This is a genomic window from Xenorhabdus koppenhoeferi, from assembly GCF_900116635.1.
GTDB classification, from domain to species: domain Bacteria; phylum Pseudomonadota; class Gammaproteobacteria; order Enterobacterales; family Enterobacteriaceae; genus Xenorhabdus; species Xenorhabdus koppenhoeferi.
On the sequence record NZ_FPBJ01000002.1, the window covers coordinates 55,869 to 80,001 of the forward strand.

Genomic DNA, 24,133 nt, shown 5'->3' on the forward strand with positions numbered 1-24,133 from the left:
TGGAGGCCATTTTCACTATGATCTCACTGAATTTGTTATCGATATCAAAGAGTGCCACTTCCTGTCCTTACAGTGATAGACAAGTTAGTTTTGAGGTTTTAGTAGATTCATGGTACGGATTGATAGATCTAGGTCACAAGAAAAAGTAATATTGTAGAAAATAAAAAATCCCAAGTGTGTGCTTGGGGTTTCTAGTTAAAAATTATCGATAATGGTCTAGTGTGTCTATTTTGTGGACATGGAAAGACATAAAATCATAAATATCAATGAACTACGAGGATATTCTGAACACCATGCCAGTGTTACACAACCGTATTTCTAATAAAGAGCTGAAAGAACGCATGTTGGCTGAAGTTGAGTCGCGCACGACTATCTCTTTTTATAAATATTTTACCATCGCCGAACCACAGTTTTTTCGCGATAGTTTTTATCGTAAATTCAACGAGTTATCTATTTTTGGGCGAGTTTATATCGCCAAAGAAGGTATCAATGCACAAATCAGTGTGCCCTCCAAAAATGTTGATGCCTTAAAAGCATTATTGGATGAAACTGATCCTGCGTTACGCAACCTGCGCCTTAACATTGCTCTGGAAGATGACGGTAAGTCATTCTGGGTACTACGAATGAAAGTACGTGAGCGTATTGTTGCTGATGGTATTGAAGATGAAACTTTTGATCCATCAAAGACGGGCGAATATCTTAAAGCGGAACAGGTTAACCAAATGCTGGATGATCCTGAAACCGTCTTTGTCGATATGCGTAACCACTACGAATATGAAGTAGGGCATTTCGAAAACGCAATTGAAATTCCTTCAGATACATTTCGTGAACAGTTGCCAATGGCAGTAGACATGCTGAAGGACAACAAAGATAAAAATATCGTGATGTATTGCACTGGTGGCATTCGTTGTGAAAAAGCCAGTGCTTATATGCTGCATAACGGTTTTAACAAAGTCTACCACGTAGAGGGCGGCATTATTGAATATGCCCGCAAAGCGAAAGAACAAGAGTTACCGGTTCGCTTTATTGGTAAAAACTTTGTTTTTGATGAGCGTATGGGTGAGCGTATTTCTGAAGAAATCATTGCACATTGTCATCAGTGTGGCGCGCTGTGTGATAGTCATATCAATTGTAAAAATGATGGCTGTCACCTACTATTTATCCAATGCCCATCTTGCGCAGAACGTTTCGAAGGCTGTTGTAGTCATGTTTGTCGTGAAGAAATGAAGCTTCCTGAAGAGCAACAACATGCTCGTCGGGCAGGAAGAGAAAATGGGGCTAAGATTTTTAATAAATCCCGTTATCGGTTAAATGATGGCTTAAATATAACTTCACTGCAATCCATTAAGTAATATACCCGTCGTCTTTCAAGTTTAAGTTTGGTTGACTGTATTTATTCCCGCAGGTCACGTAGATATCTATGTGACCTGCGGGAATCTTCTCTTGCCTTTGCGTTGCGACTGAAATTGAATTAATGAATTTGTGAGAGCTAAACTTAGCGTAAATTAGGATTATTTGCGATTAAATAATTAATTAGAGGAATCCAACAGATATATTTAAAAATATTATAAATGAGGAATAACTCTATTTTGTCAGAAGCGCTTGATTTTTCTATAATATGCCTTTTATGAGAATAAACTGTACTATTACTGATTTTTAATATTTGGCGATACTATGGATATCAGTTCTTAACATCCAGTAGTAGATAATTCTATTTTCCTGATAATTAAAAAGAGAGTTGTATGTGTTGAATCTTGCTGGACACTCAAGGGGTTGAGTGTCCGAATGTTTTTGGCGTGTTGAAATCTATTGTTAAAGCTAATGTTTAATGTAATCGAGCTGACTATATTCTGAGGCTTCTATCTTTTCAATCCCAGCTTGTAAAATAAAGATGAGTTGCTTTGCAACACCCGTTGTTAACCATAATGTTTTGTCGACACTGACATTCTCTGGTGGTTGAGCTTCGGAAGATGAGTAATGAAGACGGAGCATCATAGCATCATAGGCATCAACAGTACTGATATCCCAACCTATAACAGGATGAGTTTGAATTATCTCATTTTTTCTATCCATATAACCTCCTAATCAGACTACAGCATCACTATTAATATAATTGACTAAGAGCAAAAGATCTCATCTAAGACGAACCACTAGCAGTATAAACCTTTTTAGCAATCAAAGAAGCGAAAAAAGTAGAATTTTTCACTTTATCACTGATAGAAATCATTGTAAGTTATTCCTGAACCTTATAAATAAGGATAACTATGCGGAAATAAAGAATAATTTCTGCACAGAAGTCAGTGAAAAAATTACTTACATACTTTGACATCCCATCCAGCATCTTCTCCGGCGAGGAAGGGGATTAATTTCTCATCTCCACACTCAATATATTCAACGACTTGTGTAGGTTTGCGTGTAAGTTCGATAAACCCTTCGTTAATGGGAAGATTATAAAAGGCAGGGCCATTTAGAGAGCAAAAAGATTCAAAATGTTTCATTGCTCCTAACTCTTCAAAAACAGTGGCGTAAGCAGCCAAAGCTGTAGGTGCATTGAAAACTCCTGCACAACCGCAAGATGATTCTTTACGATGTAGCACATGTGGGGCCGAATCTGTCCCCAGGAAGAATCGGTCACAGCCGCTGGTAACTGCCGCTCGTAGAGCTTCCTGATGAATATTGCGTTTCAGTACAGGTAAGCAGTAAAGGTGGGGGCGAATACCACCAACCAACATATGATTCCGATTGAACATCAAGTGTTGTGGTGTCAGAGTTGCACCTAAGTTATCGCCTCCTTCAAGAACATATTCAGCAGCTTCTTTAGTTGTAATATGCTCAAAAACAACTTTCAGACCAGGAAATTGATTACGTAATGGTTCCATTACCTGTTCGATAAATCTAGCTTCACGGTCAAAAATATCAATATGAGCAGCAGTGACTTCACCGTGGATCAGCAAAGGCATTCCTATTTTTTCCATGGTCTCCAATAAAGGATAGATTTTCTTGATATCAGAAACACCGTGGCTGGAATTAGTTGTTGCATTGGCTGGATAGAGTTTACAGGCAGTGAAAACCCCTTCGCTATAGCCAATTTCAATTTGGGTGTTGTCTGTTGAGTCAGTCAGATAACAAGTCATAAGAGGCTGGAAATGGTGATCTGACGGAATTGCTGCAATTATCCGATCTTTGTAGGTTTTGGCACTGGCTACATCTGTCACTGGAGGGGCAAGGTTAGGCATGACGATAGCTCGGCCAAAGAAACGGCTGGTATGAGGGACGATAGTTTTTAGCATATCACCATCGCGGAAATGGACGTGCCAGTCGTCAGGACGGCGGATTTTAATTGTGTATGATTCAGTGGTCATGGAACCGGCTCCAGAATATAGATGAAAAATGATGGATGCTGATTCAGCATTCCTTAAGCCGGAGGAGGATGATAAAGAGAAAATAGCCAAATAGCTATTATTGAATGATAGATTTCTATGAATTTTTTGTAACTAGAATTTTAATTTTTTGTGTTAGGGTATCCAGAGGAATTATTATATCAAAAAAGAAAAAATAGAAATAACAACGCGAGGGTGAATTAAATTTGGCTCCTCCAGCTGGACTCGAACCAGCGACATACGGATTAACAGTCCGCCGTTCTACCGACTGAACTATGGAGGAACTCCTTCAAGACGTGTGCATATTAACGGTACTTTTACCGTTTGTCAAAGTAGAAAATACCAATAATTGTTTAATTGCCCGCAATGTGTACTGTATGTGTTTTTTGGTCTTTCTACTGCTCATTTGAGGGAAAGCAGAAAATAAAGATATTATGTGCAAACAGAAAGATAGAGAAAAGATAAAAAGTTGAAGGGGAATAGCAAAGAGCTTGATTGGTAAAACTAATCAGGCTCTTTAGAATATTTGGCTCCCCCAACTGGACTCGAACCAGTGACATACGGATTAACAGTCCGCCGTTCTACCGACTGAACTATGGAGGAACTCCGTTTAAGTGGCACGAATATTAACGGCACTTTTTACATTTGTCAAAGCGGAAAATAATGATAACTGTTTGATTGCTGAAAATATGTTCTTGTTGTGTTGTTTTTGATCATATTTGTATTTTTAGTATGTGTAATGCAATTTTATGAATCTCAAGATACGGTATTTATTTTTTGTGGATAAATCTGAGCATTGGAGGATAAGGGGACATAAGTAGGTGCAAGGGTGAAAATACACCGAAATTATAAAGTGGCAGTGATAAAAGAAAGTTTTGGGTTTATTAGAAATAGAAAACCCGATTAACATTGCTAATCGGGTTTTTCAGAATTTGGCTCCTCCAGCTGGACTCGAACCAGCGACATACGGATTAACAGTCCGCCGTTCTACCGACTGAACTATGGAGGAATTACTTCGTTCTTGAGAACGGGGCGAATATTAGCGATGAACTTGAATAGTGTCAACGGCAAAAATACCATTTTCTTACTGTTTGCCTACTATGTAAGCGTATTGTGTCATCATCATACTAATTTGTTGAACTTATTGCGCTTTTATTTACCATAATCATAGACTGAACATAAGGTGACTGTTCTGAACAAGTAAGCATAAACACATCATAAAAACAGATGCTTTGTTTCTTTTTCATAATGTATTTGATGTTATTTTTGATTTCACTAGGTACTTGAGGATGAGTGAGTATTTGATTGACAGCTTTTTTGGAAACTTGTTCGCTGACGAACCACTCACCATTATAACATACACGTAAATCGAGCACATCGATATCTTCAAAATGGTAGACGGGTTTAATATCAAATAGCAGAACAGCTGCCATAGCAATAAAAGCCACGGTAAATGCCAAAAGAGACCATGTACCGAAATAGGGTGCATACCACATGAGCGCAGCCATAAAAGCATAAGCGATAACCATCGCCAGACATAGGTATGGATGGTGGCGAATAAAGATACTGTTGAAGCGCACTTTACCATCGCGATGTTCTTGAAGATTGATCCGCTCAAGATCCTGAATCAATATCTGTTTGATGATGTTCATAATACTAACCCACTTATTTTGTAGAAAAGTGTTGTAAAAAGCATAATCGAATTGAAAGTTGTATCATTTTCAAGGTTAACACGGCCCGAACACACATCTGTATATCAATTAGTTTAATTTATTTATGAAATTGTTATTGTTGGTGTCTGGTATCAGTATTTTTGCTACGACAAAAGTTGAATAAATCAAATAAAATTATAAATGACCCATTTTATTATGCTGTTTTGTTCTAATATTGAGCAGATTAGTTTTTTTTAAAATGAGAACACATAAAAAGGTTGCTATTCGTGTGCGTTAATGCGTTAATGCGTTTGGCCTGATTAACAGACCTACTTTATGTACGACATCTTGAGTTAATGAGTTATGTGTAAGTGCTATTTCTGGTAGCCTTTGTTGACCGTTTCCTTCTTAGTGCCTCCATAAGTAATAGCTGATACTGGCCAACACATGCCCAAGGTGGCGAGTTTTTTTTGATATATAGGAAAGTCAAATGTCCGACAAAATGAAAGGTCAAGTGAAGTGGTTCAACGAGTCTAAAGGCTTTGGTTTCATCACTCCAGCTGATGGCAGCAAAGACGTATTCGTACACTTCTCTGCCATTCAAGGTAACGGTTTCAAAACTCTGGCAGAAGGCCAGAACGTAGAATTCACCATTGAAAGTGGTGCCAAAGGCCCAGCGGCAGCAAACGTAACTGCTATCTAATTGCCTTAAGCCTTATTTAAGCTCGTCAGACTAATAAATTGCTCTGACGGGCTTTTTGTCTTTTGTAGTGCAATCCGCATCATATGAATCCTACATCACACGGCCTCCTTTCCAAAAATAGTTTCCATTATAAAATTTTCTAAGTGAATTTATTTACATGATAAAAGTAACTTTATGAAAATAAAGAGTTATTTATTATGGAATAAAATAAATTCTGGTTGCATGCAAAATATTTGCAGAACCATTGTTGTCCAATAAAACAAATAATATATGATTTCTTGTGAAATTGTATCTCGATTAAAATTGTTACTTATCAATTCTACTTGTTTATACTCCGTCCCAAATTCTATTGGAGAGTGAGCAATTGGATAGTCAAAGTTTTTATTACCACTATTGTTTATGGTCGTTTTCCGTACTGCTTACTTCTTACTATCATTCAGTGAGGAGGAAGTATGATCCCACTAATAAATCAAGCGATTATTGGTTATGAAAGTAGAAATTCAGATATCAATTTTGTATGCAGCTACAGAAAAATTGATGAGTTACTACTTGATTTTGTCAGACCCAGTCAGTCAATTTTTGCACATAGTTTGTATAAAAAAACACCAATTGGTTGACGGGAGTGTTGTGCAAGAACTGCTATCAGTTTGCTCCTATATAAAGATAGAGGAGAAAATAATTTCTCTCACTGAAGAAAGTCGCAACAATGTGGTGCAACTGGTTAGTCGCTATAACGGACAAGGTTTCAGGGTGTTAATCTTAGTGACAAGGGAGTTAAGTACTGATGGAGCGAATTATCCTCTTTTTATTACTGATGAAAAGGCGATGATGCAGTAGGGTTTATAACATTTTTAGACCGAGAAAAAGAAAATAAAACAATGGCAATAGTAACATTAGAATAAATGGTACTCTGGTTAAGGTGATTACCGGAGATAATCCTGTCATTATGGCTAAAGTTTACCGTGATGTAGATTTAGATTCTGGAAATATTCTTATTGGCTCTGATATTGAATTAATGAGTGATGAAAATCTTTCAAAATAAGTGGAATTAAGGTCGGTTTTTTGTAAGTTAATCGAGTTACAAAAATCATTCATTTTAAAGCATCGTAAAAGAATGGTCATGCCTTTGTTTTTCTTCATGGTGGAATAAATGAAGCTCTTACATTACAGGCTACTGATGTCAGAATTTCAGTTGATACAGTGGCAGATATCACAAAAAAGTCAGCAGAATCATTCAGCCTGATGAAAACCGGATGATATTAGTGGGGGGATGATTAAGAGAAGAGGTTAGCCGTTCATTTGCCCATACAAAATCTAATATGCGACATTTCACAACAGTTTTTGCTTTGAGATAAAATAGATAAAGAGTTCCTGAAAGAAAATGTAAGTAGATACGAAAATAGTATTGAGTGTTTTCTGCTCTGGAGTGGGATTGCTCATCTATCTTCTACATAACGACATACGACGTGATGTGGTTTAATAATAATGGCATTAGGTAATTAATTTCATTTCTTTCCCTTGATACTCCTATGGAGTTATATTGGCCGCCTTGCGATTGTTTTTCATAGTTAATCAGGAGGCTAATAAGTGAGTGTATTGTTGTTCAGATGATGAAGAGATTTTACATTCACGTCTTAGTGGATGGTTGTAAATAATTATCCTTAAATAATATCTTATTCTGTATGTTTTAAAGGAGTAATTTGTACAGAGCGTATTCCATTATAACTCTCCTTAAAATAAATTTTTTATAAATATTTAGAATAGGTATTGATGTCATTCTTTGAATATGAACCTTCTATCACAATAGAAATTAATTTAATGAAGTAATAGGACTATATTTAGCTGTTATATTATTTATTTGAAATGGAAATTAAAATCATCTATTGTTATTTTTATTTAAACTTAAGTAGAATAAATTTATTTTTTATATTTATTCTATCTATTAATACTCATTTGATTTTATTTTGAATATTTATTCCTCTTGTAATTGGATTTTATACAATAATAATTAGTCACTAAATTTGCATTTTGGAATGGTTTTGTATCTATATATTTTATTATTTAAACGAATTGATTTTTAGTCAATAATCTAGTTTTCTTATGAACTTCCTCATCAGTTTTTAAGTTATAGAACGCCATCGAAAACATTGATTATTTTTATCATTTGTGAATTTGCAATAAGTTTGATTGATTAATTTTTATTATGTTTTGTATGTATAAGCTAGCCAGTAAGTGGAAATAATCACCGATGAGCATTTGGTTAAACTTATGTCACAAACAGGCTATGAATGCGTTCTATTTGTTTAGATAAATTTATTGATTTGTATGGGTAAGAATAGCTTTGATAGCTCTTGATAGACATTGATTCTGTTCAGTTAACAAAACCTTGCTGGCTATATCTATAGGAGGGTAATAAGGCAGATGTTTTTTTATTTCAATATCATACTGTATTTTATCTTATTTTTGTGATCTGTGTGAGATTTGACCCGTGAGTGGATGAAGTACCTCTCTTTGTTCTGTGTAAAAAAAACACGATCATAAACTAAAAATGATCAGACTGGTATCTTTTAATAACTAGTGTTCACATTTAATTAATGAATTTGGCATGGCTATGATCTAAATCAACTTATAGTGGAAGATGAGTGCCTGCCTACATTATCAAGAAACAAATTTTACCAAGATGTTGATAATTTTACTAAAGGAAAGATTTTTTATCGTTATTTTAGATTTATAAGTTTAATAGATCGCATAAAACAAAAAACAGTCACTAATATTTTTATTTAGATAATTTAACTTATTAATTATAGACTATTTTTTGTTTTTTATTGCTTGAATAGTTAATGAGCTAGAATCATAATAAAAAGCGTCAGTTTTGTGATCATTGTCACATAGTATTTAAAATGACATATATTCTCCGTTGTATAAGTTGATGGTTCAGGAGTAAAGTTAATTAGCATTAAGAATATTCTCAATCAATTGTGGCAAGTGTATTATCCAGATGACGCAATAATACTTTCACAACCCATTACCGAAATATTTTAGAAATTGGGCGATCCCAAGAGTAATACAAAGGACAGTTACTGCTCTGGCTAAAGATGTATATTTCAGTTATGTCGGAGATTATTGAATCTCATGCTACTGGTAGTTTTGTCGTGAGTGATTCTTTGATCACTTAATTTAATTTTTTCATGTAATCGGACGGGATATATAGAAATGAGTACGGTTGAATTGCTCAAACATATTTATGACATAAATTTATCGTATTTGCTTTTAGCACAACGGCTAATTAACCATGAGAAAGCATCTGCGATGTTCCGTTTAGGTATTAATGAATCGATGGTTGATACGTTGGCCGAGCTGACATTGCCTCAGTTAGTAAAATTAGCTGAAACAAACCAACTGATTTGCCATTTTCGGTTTGAAGACCACGAAACCGTGCAACAGTTAACGAAGGAATCGCGGGTGGACGATCTGCAACAAATTCATACAGGTATCTTGTTGTCTACTCATCTTTTTCAGCAGTTATCCGCCGAGGATGACACTTCAATCAAGAAAAGAGAATAAAAATGGTTGAAAAAAGTATTGTTCAGGAAGCGAAAGATATTCAGCTGGCAATGGAACTCATCACTTTAGGTGCACGATTGCAGATGCTTGAAAGTGAAACTCAGCTAAGCAGGGGCCGGCTGATCCGGTTGTATAAAGAGTTGCGGGGAAGCCCTCCGCCTAAAGGGATGCTCCCCTTTTCGACGGATTGGTTTATGACTTGGGAACAAAATATTCATTCGTCAATGTTCTATAATGCTTACCGTTTTCTGTTGAAAAGTGGGCATTGTGAAGGTGTAGAAGTTGTTGTAAGAGCTTATCGACTGTACCTTGAGCAATGTCCCCCGGAAAATAATGGGGATGTGCCTATTTTGGCATTGACCAGAGCTTGGACATTGGTTCGTTTTGTTGACAGTGGTATGCTACAACCAACAGAGTGCCGTTGTTGTGGTGGAACTTTCATCACACATGCTCACCAACCAATCAATAGTTTTGTTTGTAGTCTTTGCCAGCCGCCGTCACGAGCGGTAAAAAAACGTAAACTTTCCTCTCAACCTGCCGATACTAATTCACAACGGCTGGATGGATTTGCTCAGCAAGCTGTGTGAATTTAAATGGGAAAGTAAAATTCAGGTTACAGGCTTTAAAAAACTGTAACCTGCCACCACACCCTTCTTCATTTATCAATTCACTCTGTTCAAATCCCATCTGCTCACCAATTTAGCTAAAGGATATCGCGTGTTAGTACTTTTAGGATATATAGTGGTTTTTGGTGCGGTAATTGGTGGCTATCTGCTTGTCGGTGGTCACATGGGCGCACTTTATCAGCCAGCGGAATTTCTAATTATTGCAGGCGCGGGAATTGGTGCTTTTATCGTGGGCAATAATGGCAAGGCGATAAAGGCAACACTGCGTGTTCTACCAAAAATATTGCGCAGATCAAAATATAATAAAGCGATGTATATGGATCTTATGGCATTACAGTTTCGCCTGCTATCTAAATCGCGCCAGAATGGGCTTCTTGTTTTGGAACGGGATATTGAAAACCCACACCAAAGTGACATTTTCACCCAGTACCCCCGTTTACTGAAAGATCAGCAATTGATGGATTTCATCACTGATTACATGCGCTTGATCATCAGCGGTAATATGAATCCTCATGAAATTGAAGCGTTGATGGATGAAGAAATCGAGACTTACGAACAAGAGAGTGAAGTGCCAGCTACGAGTTTAGCGATGGTGGGAGATTCACTGCCAGCATTTGGTATTGTTGCAGCTGTAATGGGTGTTGTCCACGCTCTGGGATCTGCGGATCGCCCGGCTGGGGAATTAGGTGCTTTGATCGCACAGGCGATGGTGGGAACATTTTTAGGGATCTTGCTGGCTTATGGTTTTGTTTCTCCCCTGGCAACATTACTTCGTCAACGCAGCAGTGAACAAGTCAAAATGATGCAATGCATCAAAGTGACACTACTTTCCAGTCTCCACGGTTATGCACCACAAATTGCCGTTGAATTCGGTCGCAAAACATTATTCTTCACCGATCGCCCTTCATTTACAGAACTTGAAGAGCATGTTCGTCGGGTTAAAGCTCCTGTACAACAAGAAGTTGAAGAATAATTATGAGAGCGAATAATGTTACCGTCATTAGAATAAAGAAGCGTAAAAAACATGATCCGGGCTATTGCAGTGGATCATGGAAGATTGCGTATGCTGACTTTATGACTGCGATGATGGCATTCTTTTTGGTGATGTGGTTGATATCCATCGCCAGCCCACAGGAGTTGACCAGCATTGCAGAATATTTTCGCACTCCTTTGCAAGTCGCTATTAATAAAGGGCAACAAAGCAGTGACAGCACAACCCCGATCCCTGGTGGAGGAGAGGACGTTTTCCAACAGGATGGAGAAGTCTTCCGCCAAATTAAACACGTTGAAACCAGCGAAGACAATCGTCGTCTGAACCGCCTGCGCCAGCAACTTGATCAGCTGATTATTACAGATCCCCGCCTTAAAGAACTCCGTCCTCATTTATTGATTGACATGATGGATGAAGGATTGCGCATTCAGATCATCGATCGGGAAAATCGTCCTATGTTTATGATTGGCAGTGCAAAAGTTGAAAGTCACATGAGCGATATTTTACGGGCAATTGCGCCGATCTTGAATGATATTCCGAATAAAGTCAGCCTTTCTGGTCATACCGATAATTTACAGTATATCAATGGCCAACGAGGTTACAGCAACTGGGAACTTTCTTCTGATCGTGCCAATGCTTCAAGACGTGAATTGCTGATGGGGGGATTGGGTGAAGTGAAAATCCTGCGGGTTGTCGGGATGGCATCCACGGTTAGCATGCAGAAAGGCATTGATCCTAATGCACCGATTAACCGTCGTATCAGCATCATTGTACTGAATAAAGATGCAGAAAAACGAATTGAGCAGGAAAACAGTGGCGGTAGCGCCATAACCGCTAACGATAGTATGGACATGCAAAAAGTTATCAGAATGGATTCGAATGAGGGAACACCTGTTCAGCAACCTACTGACCAATCCAATGAAACCACAAAACCGGAGCAGCCATCGGCTGAACTGAGTAGGGATACTAATAAGGTGACAGAGTAAGTAACGATGGATATTACCGCGTTTTATCAGACTTTCTTTGATGAAGCAGACGAATTATTGGTGGATATGGAGCAGCATTTATTACTGCTCAACACTGATGAACCTGATACTGAACAGCTAAACGCAATATTTCGCAGTGCCCACTCAATTAAGGGGGGAGCTGCAACTTTTGGTTTTACCAAGCTACAACAAACTACGCATGTTTTGGAGAATCTGCTCGACAGTGCCAGGTGTGATGAAATACGCCTGACCATTGACATTATCAACCTGTTTTTAGAAGCGAAAGATATTATGCAGCAACAATTGGATGCCTATAAAATTTCACAGGAGCCGGATGAGGATACATTCAATTATATCTGTGAGACATTGCGTAAGCTTGCGTTAGAGCTACAGGAAGATAAGCAGGAAGAGGAACTTTTCGCTGCATCATCTGAAATTCAAGCTGATCTTGTCATAGAACAAGCTGTAGATACTGAAGTTGTAGATACTAAAGCTGTAGATACTATAGAGAAAGAACAAGCGGTAGCAGGAGTTCAATCTTCTTCTCAATCTTCTTCTATAAATAAACCCGATAATGGGCAGATCCGTATTCATCTATCTGGACTGAAAGAACGCGAAGTTGCGTTGATGAAGGATGAATTAGCTCATCTTGGTGATATATATGATGTGGAGCAAACTTCAAACAGCCTTGAAGCATCCTTAATAACATCTGCGACAGAAGATGATATTACTGCTGTACTGTGTTTTGTGGTTGAACCTGAACAAATAACGTTTTTACCGCTGCATGAATCTCAGGCAGAAGCGACCAAAATTGAAACTCCAAATAAGCCCCAATCTGATGAAGCACCGAAAAAAACAGATGCACGTGAAATCGGGCATCCTGCACCTCGTCCTGCGGCGGGATCACCACGTCAACGTGCGGAATCTTCCAGTATTCGTGTCGCTGTTGAAAAAGTCGATCAACTTATCAATTTGGTAGGGGAATTGGTCATTACCCAATCTATGCTGGCACAGCACTGCGATGGTCTGGAACCGGCAATACACAGCGAACTGTTGAGTTGTATGACTCAATTGCAGCGAAATTCCCGTGATTTGCAAGAGTCTGTCATGTCTATCCGTATGATGCCGATGGAATATGTGTTTAGCCGTTATCCACGTTTAGTGCGTGATTTGGCCGGAAAACTCAATAAAAAAGTAGAGCTGACACTGATCGGTAGCTCCACAGAACTGGATAAGAGCTTGATTGAGCGGATTATTGACCCTCTGACACATTTGGTACGTAACAGTCTTGATCATGGTATCGAAAGTCCAGAAAAACGCCTTGCAGCAGGGAAATCCGAAATCGGTAATTTGACACTGGCGGCTGAGCATCAGGGTGGAAATATCTGTATTGAAGTTATTGATGATGGTGCAGGTTTAAACCGCGAGAAGATTTTGGCTAAAGCACAGTCTCAGGGCCTGAACATCAGCGAAAACATGAGCAATGAAGAAGTGGCCATGCTGATTTTTGCTCCCGGATTCTCTACCGCAGAAGAGGTAACAGATGTTTCTGGTCGTGGTGTCGGAATGGATGTGGTCAAACGTAATATTCAGGATATGGGTGGGCAGATTCAGATCAACTTCCAGGAAGGGAAGGGCACCATCATTCGTATTCTGCTCCCACTGACATTGGCAATACTGGATGGTATGTCCGTCAAAGTTAATGGTGAAGTTTTCATTCTGCCTCTGGGAGCTGTAGTCAGTTCATTGCAGCCACAGGATGAAGATATTTACCCATTGGCGGGTGATGAGAAACTATTGCAGGTACGCGGCGAGTATTTACCGCTGCTTGAACTGTACCGCATACTCGATATCCCGAATGGAGAAACAGATCCTACAAAAGGCATTGCCGTTATTGTGCAGAGTGCCGGACGTCGTTATGCGTTGCTGGTGGATAAACTGGTGGGGCAGCACCAAGTTGTTGTTAAAAATATTGAGAGCAATTACCGCAAAGTGCCGGGCATTTCTGCAGCCACTATCATGGGGGATGGTAGTGTTGCACTCATCATTGATATTCCTGCTTTGCAGAAACTCAACCATGAACAATTGGCTATGCATAAAGCAGAACTGGTGAATAAATAACAAATAAGATAGACCCGATCGATTTCAGGTTGTGACATAGCCAATAGAGCGGTGGCCTGAAAGATAAAGAGGATAGTCATCTCAAAGTCAAAAGGTAACATCATGTCAGCCATTGAAGAATTAAATAAATTATCAGGGGAAACAATCGGAAAGGAGTATCTGGTTTTCACCTTGGGTGACGAAGAGTATGGAATTGAAATACTGAAAGTGCAGGAAATTCGTGGTTATGACCAAATTACCCGCATTGCGAATACACCTAACTTTATAAAAGGGATTACTAACCTGCGTGGGGTAATCGTTCCTATTATTGATTTGAGGATCAAATTCTCACAGGAAGATGTTACCTATAACGACAACACTGTTGTTATTGTTCTGAACCTGCTGAATCGCATCGTCGGAATTGTGGTGGATGGCGTGTCAGATGTCTTGTCCCTGAAAGAAGATCAAATCTGCCCTGCACCGGAATTTGCGGTTACATTATCAACAGAATATTTGACAGGGCTTGGTTCCCTTAATGAACGGATGCTGATTCTGGTCGACATTGAAAAGCTCCTCAATAGTGAAGAAATGGCATTGGTCGATTCAGTTGCGAAAGGCTGATGTTTTTAAAGCTGCTGTACTAAGAAAAACAGCAGCTTTATTGTTTCAGGTCGCCGGATAAAAAATGTTTTAGATCAAAATTGCTCTAGATCAAAAAAGCACTGTAAAAAAATCAATTTTTAGGATTACGCATAAAGTTCCCTTTAAGCGTGCCGATAACACTGGCATAGCAATTTATTACAAAAGGGAAGTCATGTTTAACCGAATGAAAATAGTGACGGGGCTTATCTCAGTCATCATATTATTTGGTGCTCTGCAATTTATCTCCGGGGGTTTATTCTTCAATGGCTTGAAGAATGATACAGAAGCTTTTGATCTGATAGATAACATTCGCGGGCACCAAAGATTACTGGACGAAAGCTGGATTAGCCTGCTGCAAGCCCGTAATAATCTGAACCGTATTGGTATTGTCACCATAATGAAGCAACAGAATTTTGGTAGTGAATATTCTGTCGACGAAATCTGGGCGGAAGCCAAAGTCAATATTGCTCGTGCGGAACGTCGTTTCGAACAGTTTGATAAACTGCCAAAACTGCCTGTACATGATCCAGAGCGTCTTCAAATACTGAAACAAACTTACCATGACTACCTTAATGCTTTGAAAGAACTTGATATTCTTCTGACAAAAAAAGATCTTAAATCCTTTTTTGAACAGCCAACCACTGGCTTCCAAAACGCTTTTAATGTGGAACATACATTCTATTTGAACCAGAATGACAAACTGTATCAAGACGTATCAGAAACAGCGAATAGCGCTTATCGCAACGTCATTATCAGCCTGATCTCTGTATTTGTGTTGCTGATTGGTGTCATGACCGTAAGTTGGATTGGCCTGCGTAAAGTACTTATCGATCCATTGCATACATTGCTGGAAAACATCAAAGCCTTCTCAAAGGGAGATCTGACCCAGACGATTACCGTATCCGGTAATAATGAAATGGGCATGTTAGCTGTTGGCTTGAGAGACATGCAGGAAGAACTGATTAACACGGTCAGAAGCGTCCATCAAAGTACTGAAACCATTTATACCGGCACCAGCGAAATTGCTGCGGGTAATAACGATCTTTCTGCCCGGACAGAACAGCAAGTGGCTTCGTTGGAAGAAACAGCTGCCAGCATGGAACAGCTGACTGCGACAGTAAAACAAAATGCTGACAATGCTCGTCAGGCCAGCAACTTAGCTGACAATGCCTCTGATATCGCCCGTCAGGGAGGTAAAGTGGTGGCTAACGTTGTTGAGACAATGCATGAAATCGCTGACAGTTCCCGAAAAATCTCTGATATCACTGGTGTGATTGATGCCATTGCTTTTCAAACCAACATCCTTGCACTTAATGCTGCGGTGGAAGCGGCCCGTGCCGGAGAGCATGGACGCGGTTTTGCCGTTGTTGCGGGCGAAGTACGCAATCTGGCACAGCGTAGTGCTGAAGCAGCCAAAGAGATCAAAGCACTGATTGAAGACTCTGTAAACCGTACTGATACTGGCTCTATGCAGGTAGAAAGTGCGGGTGAAACCATGAAGAAAATTGTCAATTCCGTAACACGCGTGACCGACATCATGGGAGAAATTGCATCGGCTTCTGATGAACAAAGCAGGGGAATTACCCAGGTTGGTGTGGCTATTTCTGAAATGGATAGAGTGACTCAACAAAACGCGTCACTGGTTGAACAGTCTGCCGCTGCCGCCGCAGCATTGGAAGAGCAGGCAAAAATATTGACCAAAGCGGTCGCGTTGTTCCAGTTACCGGAGCAGGCAGAAAGGGGGCAGCCTGAAAAAAGTAAAAATGAAGTTTTATTGATGAAAAAGACGTCAACCCCTCCAGCTAATAAAACGAATTCCCCCACACTGAAAAAAAGCAGGGATGTGGAAGACCCATCTAATTGGGAAACATTCTAAAAAAATAATAGCGATAACCACGGCTGTCTTAGGCAGCCGTTAAACGAGGTGATTACATGTTAGACAAGCTTCGCATATCAACCAGTTTGTATCTATTATTAATGATGTTTTGTGTTATGCAAATTGTTTCGAGTGGTTTATCTCTGGGAATAATTCATACAGATCAGACATATATTGAAAGAATTAATCTGGGAACCCAACGGAGAGATACCCTTGGCTTGAGTTGGGCAGCATTGTTACAAACGCGTAACACTCTGAATAAAATCGCTATTGCACAAAAAGTAGGACAGCCGCAAGTTCAGATAGATGCGATGGAAGCATTACTTAAAAGCTCACTGAATGAATTGGAAAGAAATTTTGCCAAATTTATTTCACTGCCCCAAATTGGAGAGAGTAAAAAAAGGGATGACTTATTAGCTGAGATTGAACAGGCTCATAGAGAATATTTTAACGCTCTGAAAGAGCTGAAGGATTTTCTTTATGGCGGAGATTTCCAGGCTTTCCTTGATCAACCGACAGAAGAGCATCAGCGTCGGATGGCAGTTGCATATAACAATTATATGCATTACCTCAATACCAACATTATAAAAGTGATGGCCGACGCAACACTGTATTACAAAATTGCTGTTGCTATGTTCTTCGGCTCCATTCTGATGGTATTTACTGTCGCTATAGCAGCTAATTGGTGGCTGAAACGTAATCTGCTCAAACCATTTGAAAATCTGAGAGCTTGTTTTCAAGATATGGCAGAAGGCCGTTTGGATAAAGAAGTGTCTGTCACAACCAATGATGAAATTGGCGACATATTCAGAAAACTACGTGATATGCAGGAATCATTAATTCAATCGATTTTGGCAGTGAGGGATAACACCGATCAAATGTATATCGGTATTCAGGAAATTACACAGGGAAATACCGACTTATCGTCACGGACAGAAGAACAAGCAGCCTCACTGGAAGAAACCGCAGCCAGTATGGAAGAACTGACCGTCACTGTGAAGCAGAACGCAGAAAATGCACGTCAGGCCAGCGAATTAGCGGTTTCCGCATCCCAAACTGCTTCAAAAGGTGGTGAATTGACCACAAGTGTTGTGGCAACTATGGATGAAATTGCCAATAGTTCGAAGAAAATCAGCGCAATTATCAGTGTCATTGATGGTATTGCTTTCCAGACCAACATCCTTGCTCTTAATGCTGCGGTAGAAGCTGCCCGCGCAGGAGAACAAGGGCGTGGATTCTCCGTGGTTGCAGGTGAAGTACGTGATTTGGCACAGCGAAGTGCTGAGGCAGCAAAAGAGATCAAAACCTTAATTGATGAATCTGTCCATCGTGTAAACCAAGGCTCAGAACTCGTTAATCATGCGGGGCAAACAATGGATGAATTAGTCAGCTCTGTTAACCGGGTAACAGAACTGATGGCTGAAATTGCGGCTGCATCCGATGAACAAAGCCGTGGTATTCATCAAGTTGCCCAAGCCGTCAGCCAAATGGATCAAGTTACACAACAAAATGCGGCCTTGGTGGAACAATCTGCGGCGGCTGCGTCAGCACTTGAAGAGAAAGCAGACATGCTGGTGAAAAACGTTGCTCAATTTGAACTGCCTAAAGATTCTGGCAATGAATATAGTCATCAGAAGTCTTCTGCATCAAACATGACCAATAAGTATATTGTAAGTTAAGTACACTGAGGTCAGATGAAATCCAATTTAACAGCTTCAGATATTGATGCTATTGCACCGCTGAACTTTATGCTTCAGCGGCATGCCTTGTCAGATGCGCAATTTGAGCGCATCTGCCAGTTTATCTATCAACGGGCTGGCATTGTACTGGCAAAAAATAAACGTGGGATGGTGTATAACCGCTTAGTCAGGCGGCTTCGTGTATTAGGGCTGAATAACTTTGGTCAATACCTGTCGATTTTGGAACAAGATATCCACAGCAACGAATGGGAATTGTTCATCAACGCATTAACCACCAATCTCACGGCATTTTTCAGGGAAGCCCATCATTTTCCTATTCTGGCGACACATGCCAGCAGGAAGAGTGGGGGAACATACCGTGTTTGGAGCGCAGCTGCTTCAACGGGTGAAGAGCCGTATTCTATTGCAATGACCTTGTGTGATGCACTGGGGCATCGTTCAAATCGGATAAAAATCATTGGCAGCGATATCGATACCAGCGTGCTGGAGAAAGCCCGGCAGGGTGTTTATCGACTGGAAGAATTACAGTCTCTGAGTGAGACTCAAAAGAAAAAATATTTTTTCAAAGGAGTTGGTCTTTTCGAAGGTCATGCCCGGGTCCGCCCTTTGCTTGCTGAGTTGGTGAGCTTTCAGCACTTGAATCTATTGGATGCTGATTGGGTGCCAGACGGTAAATTTGATGCGATATTTTGTCGTAATGTCATGATTTATTTTGATAAAAAGACACAAGAAAGGATCTTGCGTCGTTTTATCAATATCTTAAAACCGGATGGTTTGCTCTTCGCAGGGCATTCCGAAAATGTCACTCAAATCAGCCGAGAGTTCTACTTGCAAGGGCATACCGTTTACGGTGTAAATCGGGCAAGGAGGGGTCATGAATAAAATAACTGTTCTTTGTGTGGATGATTCGGCGCTGATGCGCCAAATCATGCGGGAAATTATCAATAGCCACCCTGATATGGAAGTGGTCGATTGTGCTCCGGATCCATTTGTTGCCCGCGATTTGATAAAAAAATATAACCCGCAGGTATTAACATTGGATGTCGAGATGCCTCGCATGGATGGGATTGATTTTCTGGAAAAATTAATGCGGTTACGTCCTATGCCTGTCGTGATGGTTTCTTCTCTGACAGCAAAAGGTTCGGAAATTACATTAAAAGCGCTGGAATTAGGTGCCGTGGATTTTGTCACCAAGCCACAGCTGGGCATCCGTGAAGGTATGTTGGCTTATAGTGAACTGATTGCCGAGAAAATCCGTGCTGCGGCACAGGCAAAAGTCAGTTCTGTGACATCAGTTTCTGAAGTGGCAGTACCGCTGAATTTCAAGCCCTTATTGTCCAGTGAAAAACTGATCGCAGTCGGAGCGTCGACGGGGGGAACTGAAGCGATTAAAAATTTGCTGCAACCTCTGCCGGTCACGAGTCCGGCCTTATTGATTACACAGCATATGCCACCGGGTTTTACGCGCTCATTTGCTGAACGGCTCAATAAACTGAGTCAAATCACTGTCAAAGAAGCCGAAGACGGAGAACGTGTCCTGCCGGGGCATGCTTACATCGCACCGGGGGATCGGCATATGGAGCTGTGTCGCAGTGGTGCCAATTACCAAATCATGATAACTAACACACCGTCGGTTAATCGCCATCGTCCCTCCGTTGATGTTCTGTTCCGCTCAGTTGCCAAATGTGCAGGGCGTAATGCCATAGGTGTCATTTTAACGGGCATGGGCAGTGATGGAGCCGCAGGTTTGTTGGAAATGAAGCAGGCGGGAGCCTATACCCTGGCGCAGAACGAAGCAAGCTGCGTGGTATTTGGCATGCCACGGGCAGCGATTCAATTGGGAGCAGTGGATGATGTCATGGACATTCGAAACATCAGCAAAGCGATGCTTGCTAAAATCAGCGCAGGGCAATCGATTCGCACTTAGTCGTTGTTATTTGATGTTAATTTTTGCAGCCCTGTTTTTGCAAACAAAATTGTGCTGCCGGACAAATGCAATTCTAAGGAGTTTTTATGGCAAGTAAGGATCTGAGATTTTTGGTTGTTGATGACTTTTCAACTATGCGCCGGATTGTGCGTAATCTATTGAAAGAGTTAGGTTTCAACAACGTAGATGAGGCTCAGGATGGGGCTGAAGCGCTGACTAAACTTCGTACTTCTGAATTTGATTTCGTTATTTCTGACTGGAACATGCCAAATATTGATGGTCTCGAATTACTGAAAACGATTCGCGGCGAAGAAAAATTGGCTTCTTTACCTGTTTTGATGGTGACGGCAGAAGCGAAGAAAGAAAACATTATTGCAGCGGCACAGGCCGGAGCCAGCGGTTATGTAGTGAAACCGTTTACTGCCGCTATCTTAGAAGAGAAGCTCGATAAGATATTTGAAAAATTGGGGCTCTAAGGAGATAAAATGAGTGAAAATCCAGTCATGCCTAGAGGTGAAGCAATTCCTGCCAGTGAAATAATTAGTCGTATTGGGCAGTTGACAAGAATGCTGCGCGATAGTCTGCGTGAACTGGGATTGGATCAAACTATAGCTCAGGCGGCTGAGGCGATCCCAGATGCAAGGGAGAGATTGAATTATGTTGTCCAAATGACGGCACAGGCAGCTGAAAGAGTGCTGAACTGCGTTGAAGCAGCGCAGCCCTGTCAGAATGAACTGGAAGCGTCGGCAAAATCCCTGACTGAACGTTGGGATGAGTGGTTTGCAAACCCGAAAAATCTGGAGCTGACTGATGCCCGCTCACTGGTAACAGACACGAGAAACTACCTGACTCTTGTGCCTGATTATGCCTTATTTACCAACACCCAATTGCTTGAGATCATGATGGCACAAGATTTTCAAGATCTCACGGGGCAGGTAATCAAGAGGATGATGGAAGTCATTCAGGAACTGGAAAAACAATTGGTCATGGTATTAATGGAAAATATGCCCTCTGACCAGATGGCTAAAGGGAAAAAAGAGAACGATAGTCTCCTTAACGGCCCTCAAGTCAACCAAAATGGTTCAGGTGTCATTGCCAACCAAGAACAAGTTGATGATTTGTTGGATAGTTTAGGTTTTTGATAACGAGAAGAGAAAAACATTGTGAAGTCGATTCATAAGATTATTAAGTTGAAAAACTCATTTGTTTCTTACCGTAAAGAACCAGAAGACGGTCTGGAGAGTAATCGAAACCTCATCGTTTTTCTGCACGGTACAAATAGCAGTGGTCAAACCACTTTCCCTACAGGTAAATACTTATAAATTGTTGATAACGAGACATTGTAAATAATTGACAGCTGTTTTCGGGAGTGTCCCTTAGTCAATAGTCTGGCAGCTTGCTGACGATCTTCTTCGGTAAATATCACGGGTCGTCCACCCATTCTTCCCTGTTCCCGTGCTGCTGCCAGACCCGCATTGGTTCTTTCCACAATTAGTTCACGTTCCATTTCTGCCAGCGCACTCATTACATGAAAGAAAAATCGCCCCATTGCGGTACTGGTATCAATACTGTCAGTCAGACTCTGAAAATGAATACCACGCTCATGCAGTTCAGAAATGAGCGTGACAAGATTTTTTACACTGCGGCCTAATCGATCCAACTTCCAAACTACCAGAGTATCACCAGGTTTAAGGTGTTTTAAGGCGCGTTTCAGTCCGGGGCGATTTGCCGTTTTACCACTTATTTTATCTTCAAAAATCAGTTCACAATGGATATTGACCAACGCATTTCTTTGTAAATCACTATTTTGGTCATTTGTTGACACTCTAATATAACCCACTCTTGCCACAGAAGTTCCTTTTGTTACTTTTAGAAACTGTTTATTACATAAATAATACCTATTTATACGATATAAAAAACCTTTTATTTATCTAAATGAACGATAAAAAATGGTTGATTTGCAGTGTTTATCCGATTAAGTGATGAAAGAGAAATTATTACCAATGAATTCAATGAAAAATAACCTAAACGAGTTAGCTGATTCACAGTATCAATTTTTTCTTATCAGTAATACGCAATGAGTCCATCTGAATGCTCTCCAGATAGACACACTATATATAAATCAATATACCCAATGGATTTCAAGATGCAGCGCGACGGCAAGGGAATGAATCCTAGGAGCATAGCTAACTATGTGACTGGGGTGAGTGAGCGCCGCCAACAAAGCGGCAACTTGAAAGACGAAGGGTATAGATAAATTAATGCCCCGGCCTGATTCAGTATTTATTAAAAAATAAAAAATTAAAGAAAACATCATCGTCTTATCTTAATCACTCATCAATTGATTAATTATTATGAAATTGGAATAAACGATCGAATGATCTTTATTGATAGGTATAAACTATTAAATTATGTTAATTGATCGATAAGAACGATTTCCCTAAAGAAATTAGTTAGTATATATTTTCCTTCCGTTATTAAGAGATTTCTTGCCGTATGTTAATAAGTTAAGCGTGGTTATGCGTCTTGTACTTTTTAATAAGTGATTTGTGAATCTATCCCTTGATAACACGCAGTGAATGTATCCTTTGATAACCCGCAATATAAGCGAATATCATCGATATTTTTAATTAATTTTAATTCAGAATTAGGTAGTTATTTTTATGAAACTTAATAAATTATCCGTTATGGCAATGACCATTTTTACGTTAAGCAGTACATCTGTAATGGCTGCTGGAACTAGTGGAACGATTACGTTTGAAGGGGATATAAGATCACCTACTTGTACTGTACTTATGAATGGTGTTCCTGGAAATGATGGAACGATTACCTTAAACGATGTCAATTCGACAGATATTGACAAATCTGGGAAAACAGCAAATTCTGCAGTGAAATTGAAGCTTAATCAATGTTCTACCGTGCCCAATACTAGAAGTGTGTTTGCCACTTTTACAGGTAACACGAATAGCATTAACAAAGCCGGACAAATAATTAATCAGGCGTCTAGTGATTCAGCTGGAAATGTTGTCCTTGAAATGTTGGATAGTAGTGGAAACAAACTGGATCTAGCAACCGCTCGTCCGGAAATTGTATTAAATAGTAATGAGGGTGAATTTGAATATTCTGTCCAATATAAGCGTATAGAAGATGATAAACCAGTTATACCGGGGGCGTTTAATTCAAAAATAAGTTATGAAATCAGCTATCAATAATAATTAAATAGCAGCGGAGGAAACTCCGCTCTATCTCTCAGAATAACGGGCTGTAATATGTCATCAAAATCTTATCTGTTATTAAAAAAGCTGCCGGCAGTCTTGCTGCTGGCAATCATGGCACATCCTGGTTTTGCATCTGTTGTGCTCTCGTCTACCCGCGTCATCTATCCACAAAAAGAGAAGGAAGTGACGGTACAGGTCAATAATAAGGGAAAATCACCGGTATTATTACAAAGCTGGATAGATAATGGCGATGCAGAAGCCCTGCCGGAACTGATTGATGTGCCTTTTATTCTCACCCCCCCGGTGAACCGGATTGACCCCAATCAAGGCCAGTCTCTGCGTATTCGTTATATCGAAAATAATCATCTTCCGGCGGACCGGGAATCGCTCTTCTGGCTAAATGCGTTGGAAATTCCGGCGAAAATCAAAGAAGAGAAAGAGCATCGTAATTATTTACAATTTGCAATACGTACCCGTATCAAAATCTTCTTTCGTCCCGCCTCCCTTAAAGGAGAGCCGACATCAGCGGCTAAAAGGTTGCGCTGGGAAATCGACAATAAAGGCATTACTGCGATTAATGATTCCCCCTGGTATATCAATCTGGCAAATATTACGGTAGAGCAAACGGGGAAAGAACAACTTATCGCAGGCGATACGGTTTCCCCGTTTGGCAAACGTACCTTCGCAATTAAAGGGGCGGCCGTTAGTAAGGTAAAGGATTGGCAATATATTAATGACTATGGCGCTGTACACAGCACACAATAAAAT

Annotated in this window: 21 protein-coding genes and 3 tRNA genes; 17 read left to right on the forward strand and 7 right to left on the reverse strand. The window is 40.1% G+C overall.

Features of this window, described 5'->3' with window-relative positions; translation table 11 throughout:
• Positions 1-293: 293 nt before the first annotated feature.
• A complete protein-coding gene (gene trhO / locus BM329_RS01025; protein ID WP_092547817.1) occupies positions 294-1,352 on the forward strand; it encodes an oxygen-dependent tRNA uridine(34) hydroxylase TrhO in 1,059 nt (352 codons plus the stop codon).
• A gap of 466 nt (positions 1,353-1,818) precedes the next feature.
• Here the strand turns inward: trhO and bssS are convergent, their stop codons facing one another.
• From bssS to BM329_RS01060, 6 genes are all read right to left on the reverse strand, one after another.
• Positions 1,819-2,073: a biofilm formation regulator BssS gene (bssS, locus tag BM329_RS01035; RefSeq protein ID WP_092547604.1), complete on the reverse strand. Its 255-nt coding sequence runs from the start codon at positions 2,071-2,073 to the stop codon at positions 1,819-1,821.
• A 236-nt stretch (positions 2,074-2,309) separates the two neighbouring features.
• Positions 2,310-3,362, reverse strand: a complete 1,053-nt coding sequence (gene pyrC, locus BM329_RS01040; RefSeq protein WP_092547607.1) for a dihydroorotase — start codon at positions 3,360-3,362, stop codon at positions 2,310-2,312.
• Between the two features lie 225 nt (positions 3,363-3,587).
• A tRNA-Asn gene (locus tag BM329_RS01045) sits at positions 3,588-3,663 on the reverse strand.
• Positions 3,664-3,907: 244 nt separating this feature from the next.
• Positions 3,908-3,983 (reverse strand) — tRNA-Asn (locus BM329_RS01050).
• A gap of 330 nt (positions 3,984-4,313) precedes the next feature.
• Positions 4,314-4,389: transfer RNA gene (locus BM329_RS01055), tRNA-Asn, on the reverse strand.
• 118 nt (positions 4,390-4,507) lie between these two features.
• The gene (locus BM329_RS01060; RefSeq protein WP_092547610.1) at positions 4,508-5,032 is read right to left on the reverse strand and encodes a YlaC family protein; all 525 of its coding nucleotides are present in this window, start codon (positions 5,030-5,032) and stop codon (positions 4,508-4,510) included.
• A gap of 490 nt (positions 5,033-5,522) precedes the next feature.
• On the opposite strand from BM329_RS01060, the gene cspE reads away from it, so the two are divergent.
• From cspE to cheZ, 14 genes are all read left to right on the forward strand, one after another.
• Complete coding sequence (gene cspE / locus BM329_RS01065; protein WP_015834829.1) at positions 5,523-5,735, forward strand: transcription antiterminator/RNA stability regulator CspE; 213 nt, start codon at positions 5,523-5,525, stop codon at positions 5,733-5,735.
• 486 nt (positions 5,736-6,221) lie between these two features.
• Positions 6,222-6,572, forward strand: coding sequence for a hypothetical protein (locus BM329_RS01070; RefSeq protein WP_092547618.1), 351 nt, complete (start codon positions 6,222-6,224; stop codon positions 6,570-6,572).
• A 2,376-nt stretch (positions 6,573-8,948) separates the two neighbouring features.
• Positions 8,949-9,299: a flagellar transcriptional regulator FlhD gene (flhD, locus tag BM329_RS01080; protein ID WP_092547622.1), complete on the forward strand. Its 351-nt coding sequence runs from the start codon at positions 8,949-8,951 to the stop codon at positions 9,297-9,299.
• Positions 9,300-9,301: 2 nt separating this feature from the next.
• The gene (gene flhC / locus BM329_RS01085; RefSeq protein ID WP_092547624.1) at positions 9,302-9,886 is read left to right on the forward strand and encodes a flagellar transcriptional regulator FlhC; all 585 of its coding nucleotides are present in this window, start codon (positions 9,302-9,304) and stop codon (positions 9,884-9,886) included.
• A 130-nt stretch (positions 9,887-10,016) separates the two neighbouring features.
• The gene (gene motA, locus BM329_RS01090; protein ID WP_092547627.1) at positions 10,017-10,898 is read left to right on the forward strand and encodes a flagellar motor stator protein MotA; all 882 of its coding nucleotides are present in this window, start codon (positions 10,017-10,019) and stop codon (positions 10,896-10,898) included.
• 2 nt (positions 10,899-10,900) lie between these two features.
• Positions 10,901-11,902: a flagellar motor protein MotB gene (gene motB, locus BM329_RS01095; RefSeq protein ID WP_092547630.1), complete on the forward strand. Its 1,002-nt coding sequence runs from the start codon at positions 10,901-10,903 to the stop codon at positions 11,900-11,902.
• A gap of 6 nt (positions 11,903-11,908) precedes the next feature.
• Entirely contained in the window at positions 11,909-14,023 is a 2,115-nt protein-coding gene (cheA, locus tag BM329_RS01100) for a chemotaxis protein CheA (protein ID WP_092547633.1), read from the forward strand.
• Positions 14,024-14,125: 102 nt separating this feature from the next.
• Positions 14,126-14,623, forward strand: coding sequence for a chemotaxis protein CheW (gene cheW, locus BM329_RS01105; protein WP_092547636.1), 498 nt, complete (start codon positions 14,126-14,128; stop codon positions 14,621-14,623).
• Between the two features lie 193 nt (positions 14,624-14,816).
• Positions 14,817-16,520: a methyl-accepting chemotaxis protein gene (locus BM329_RS01110; protein ID WP_092547638.1), complete on the forward strand. Its 1,704-nt coding sequence runs from the start codon at positions 14,817-14,819 to the stop codon at positions 16,518-16,520.
• 56 nt (positions 16,521-16,576) lie between these two features.
• Entirely contained in the window at positions 16,577-18,199 is a 1,623-nt protein-coding gene (locus tag BM329_RS01115) for a methyl-accepting chemotaxis protein (RefSeq protein WP_092547640.1), read from the forward strand.
• A gap of 15 nt (positions 18,200-18,214) precedes the next feature.
• The gene (gene cheR / locus BM329_RS01120) at positions 18,215-19,102 is read left to right on the forward strand and encodes a protein-glutamate O-methyltransferase CheR (RefSeq protein WP_092547642.1); all 888 of its coding nucleotides are present in this window, start codon (positions 18,215-18,217) and stop codon (positions 19,100-19,102) included.
• On the forward strand, positions 19,095-20,147 hold the full coding sequence (locus BM329_RS01125; RefSeq protein ID WP_092547645.1) for a protein-glutamate methylesterase/protein-glutamine glutaminase: 1,053 nt from the start codon (positions 19,095-19,097) through the stop codon (positions 20,145-20,147). Before cheR ends, BM329_RS01125 begins: the two co-directional genes overlap by 8 nt.
• Before the next feature lie 86 nt (positions 20,148-20,233).
• Positions 20,234-20,623 (forward strand): chemotaxis response regulator CheY, encoded by a 390-nt coding sequence (gene cheY, locus BM329_RS01130; protein WP_092547648.1) that lies wholly within the window; start codon positions 20,234-20,236, stop codon positions 20,621-20,623.
• Between the two features lie 9 nt (positions 20,624-20,632).
• Complete coding sequence (gene cheZ, locus BM329_RS01135; protein WP_092547650.1) at positions 20,633-21,289, forward strand: protein phosphatase CheZ; 657 nt, start codon at positions 20,633-20,635, stop codon at positions 21,287-21,289.
• A 146-nt stretch (positions 21,290-21,435) separates the two neighbouring features.
• Here the strand turns inward: cheZ and BM329_RS01140 are convergent, their stop codons facing one another.
• Positions 21,436-21,996 (reverse strand): recombinase family protein, encoded by a 561-nt coding sequence (locus BM329_RS01140; RefSeq protein ID WP_092547653.1) that lies wholly within the window; start codon positions 21,994-21,996, stop codon positions 21,436-21,438.
• Between the two features lie 814 nt (positions 21,997-22,810).
• Between BM329_RS01140 and BM329_RS01145 the strand changes: the two genes are divergently transcribed.
• Together BM329_RS01145 and BM329_RS01150 are read left to right on the forward strand one after the other, a co-directional pair.
• Positions 22,811-23,359 carry a fimbrial protein gene (locus tag BM329_RS01145; RefSeq protein ID WP_092547664.1) on the forward strand — a complete coding sequence of 183 codons (549 nt, stop codon included), beginning with the start codon at positions 22,811-22,813 and terminating at the stop codon, positions 23,357-23,359.
• Positions 23,360-23,416: 57 nt separating this feature from the next.
• Positions 23,417-24,130 carry a fimbrial biogenesis chaperone gene (locus BM329_RS01150; RefSeq protein ID WP_092547666.1) on the forward strand — a complete coding sequence of 238 codons (714 nt, stop codon included), beginning with the start codon at positions 23,417-23,419 and terminating at the stop codon, positions 24,128-24,130.
• Positions 24,131-24,133 lie beyond the last annotated feature (3 nt).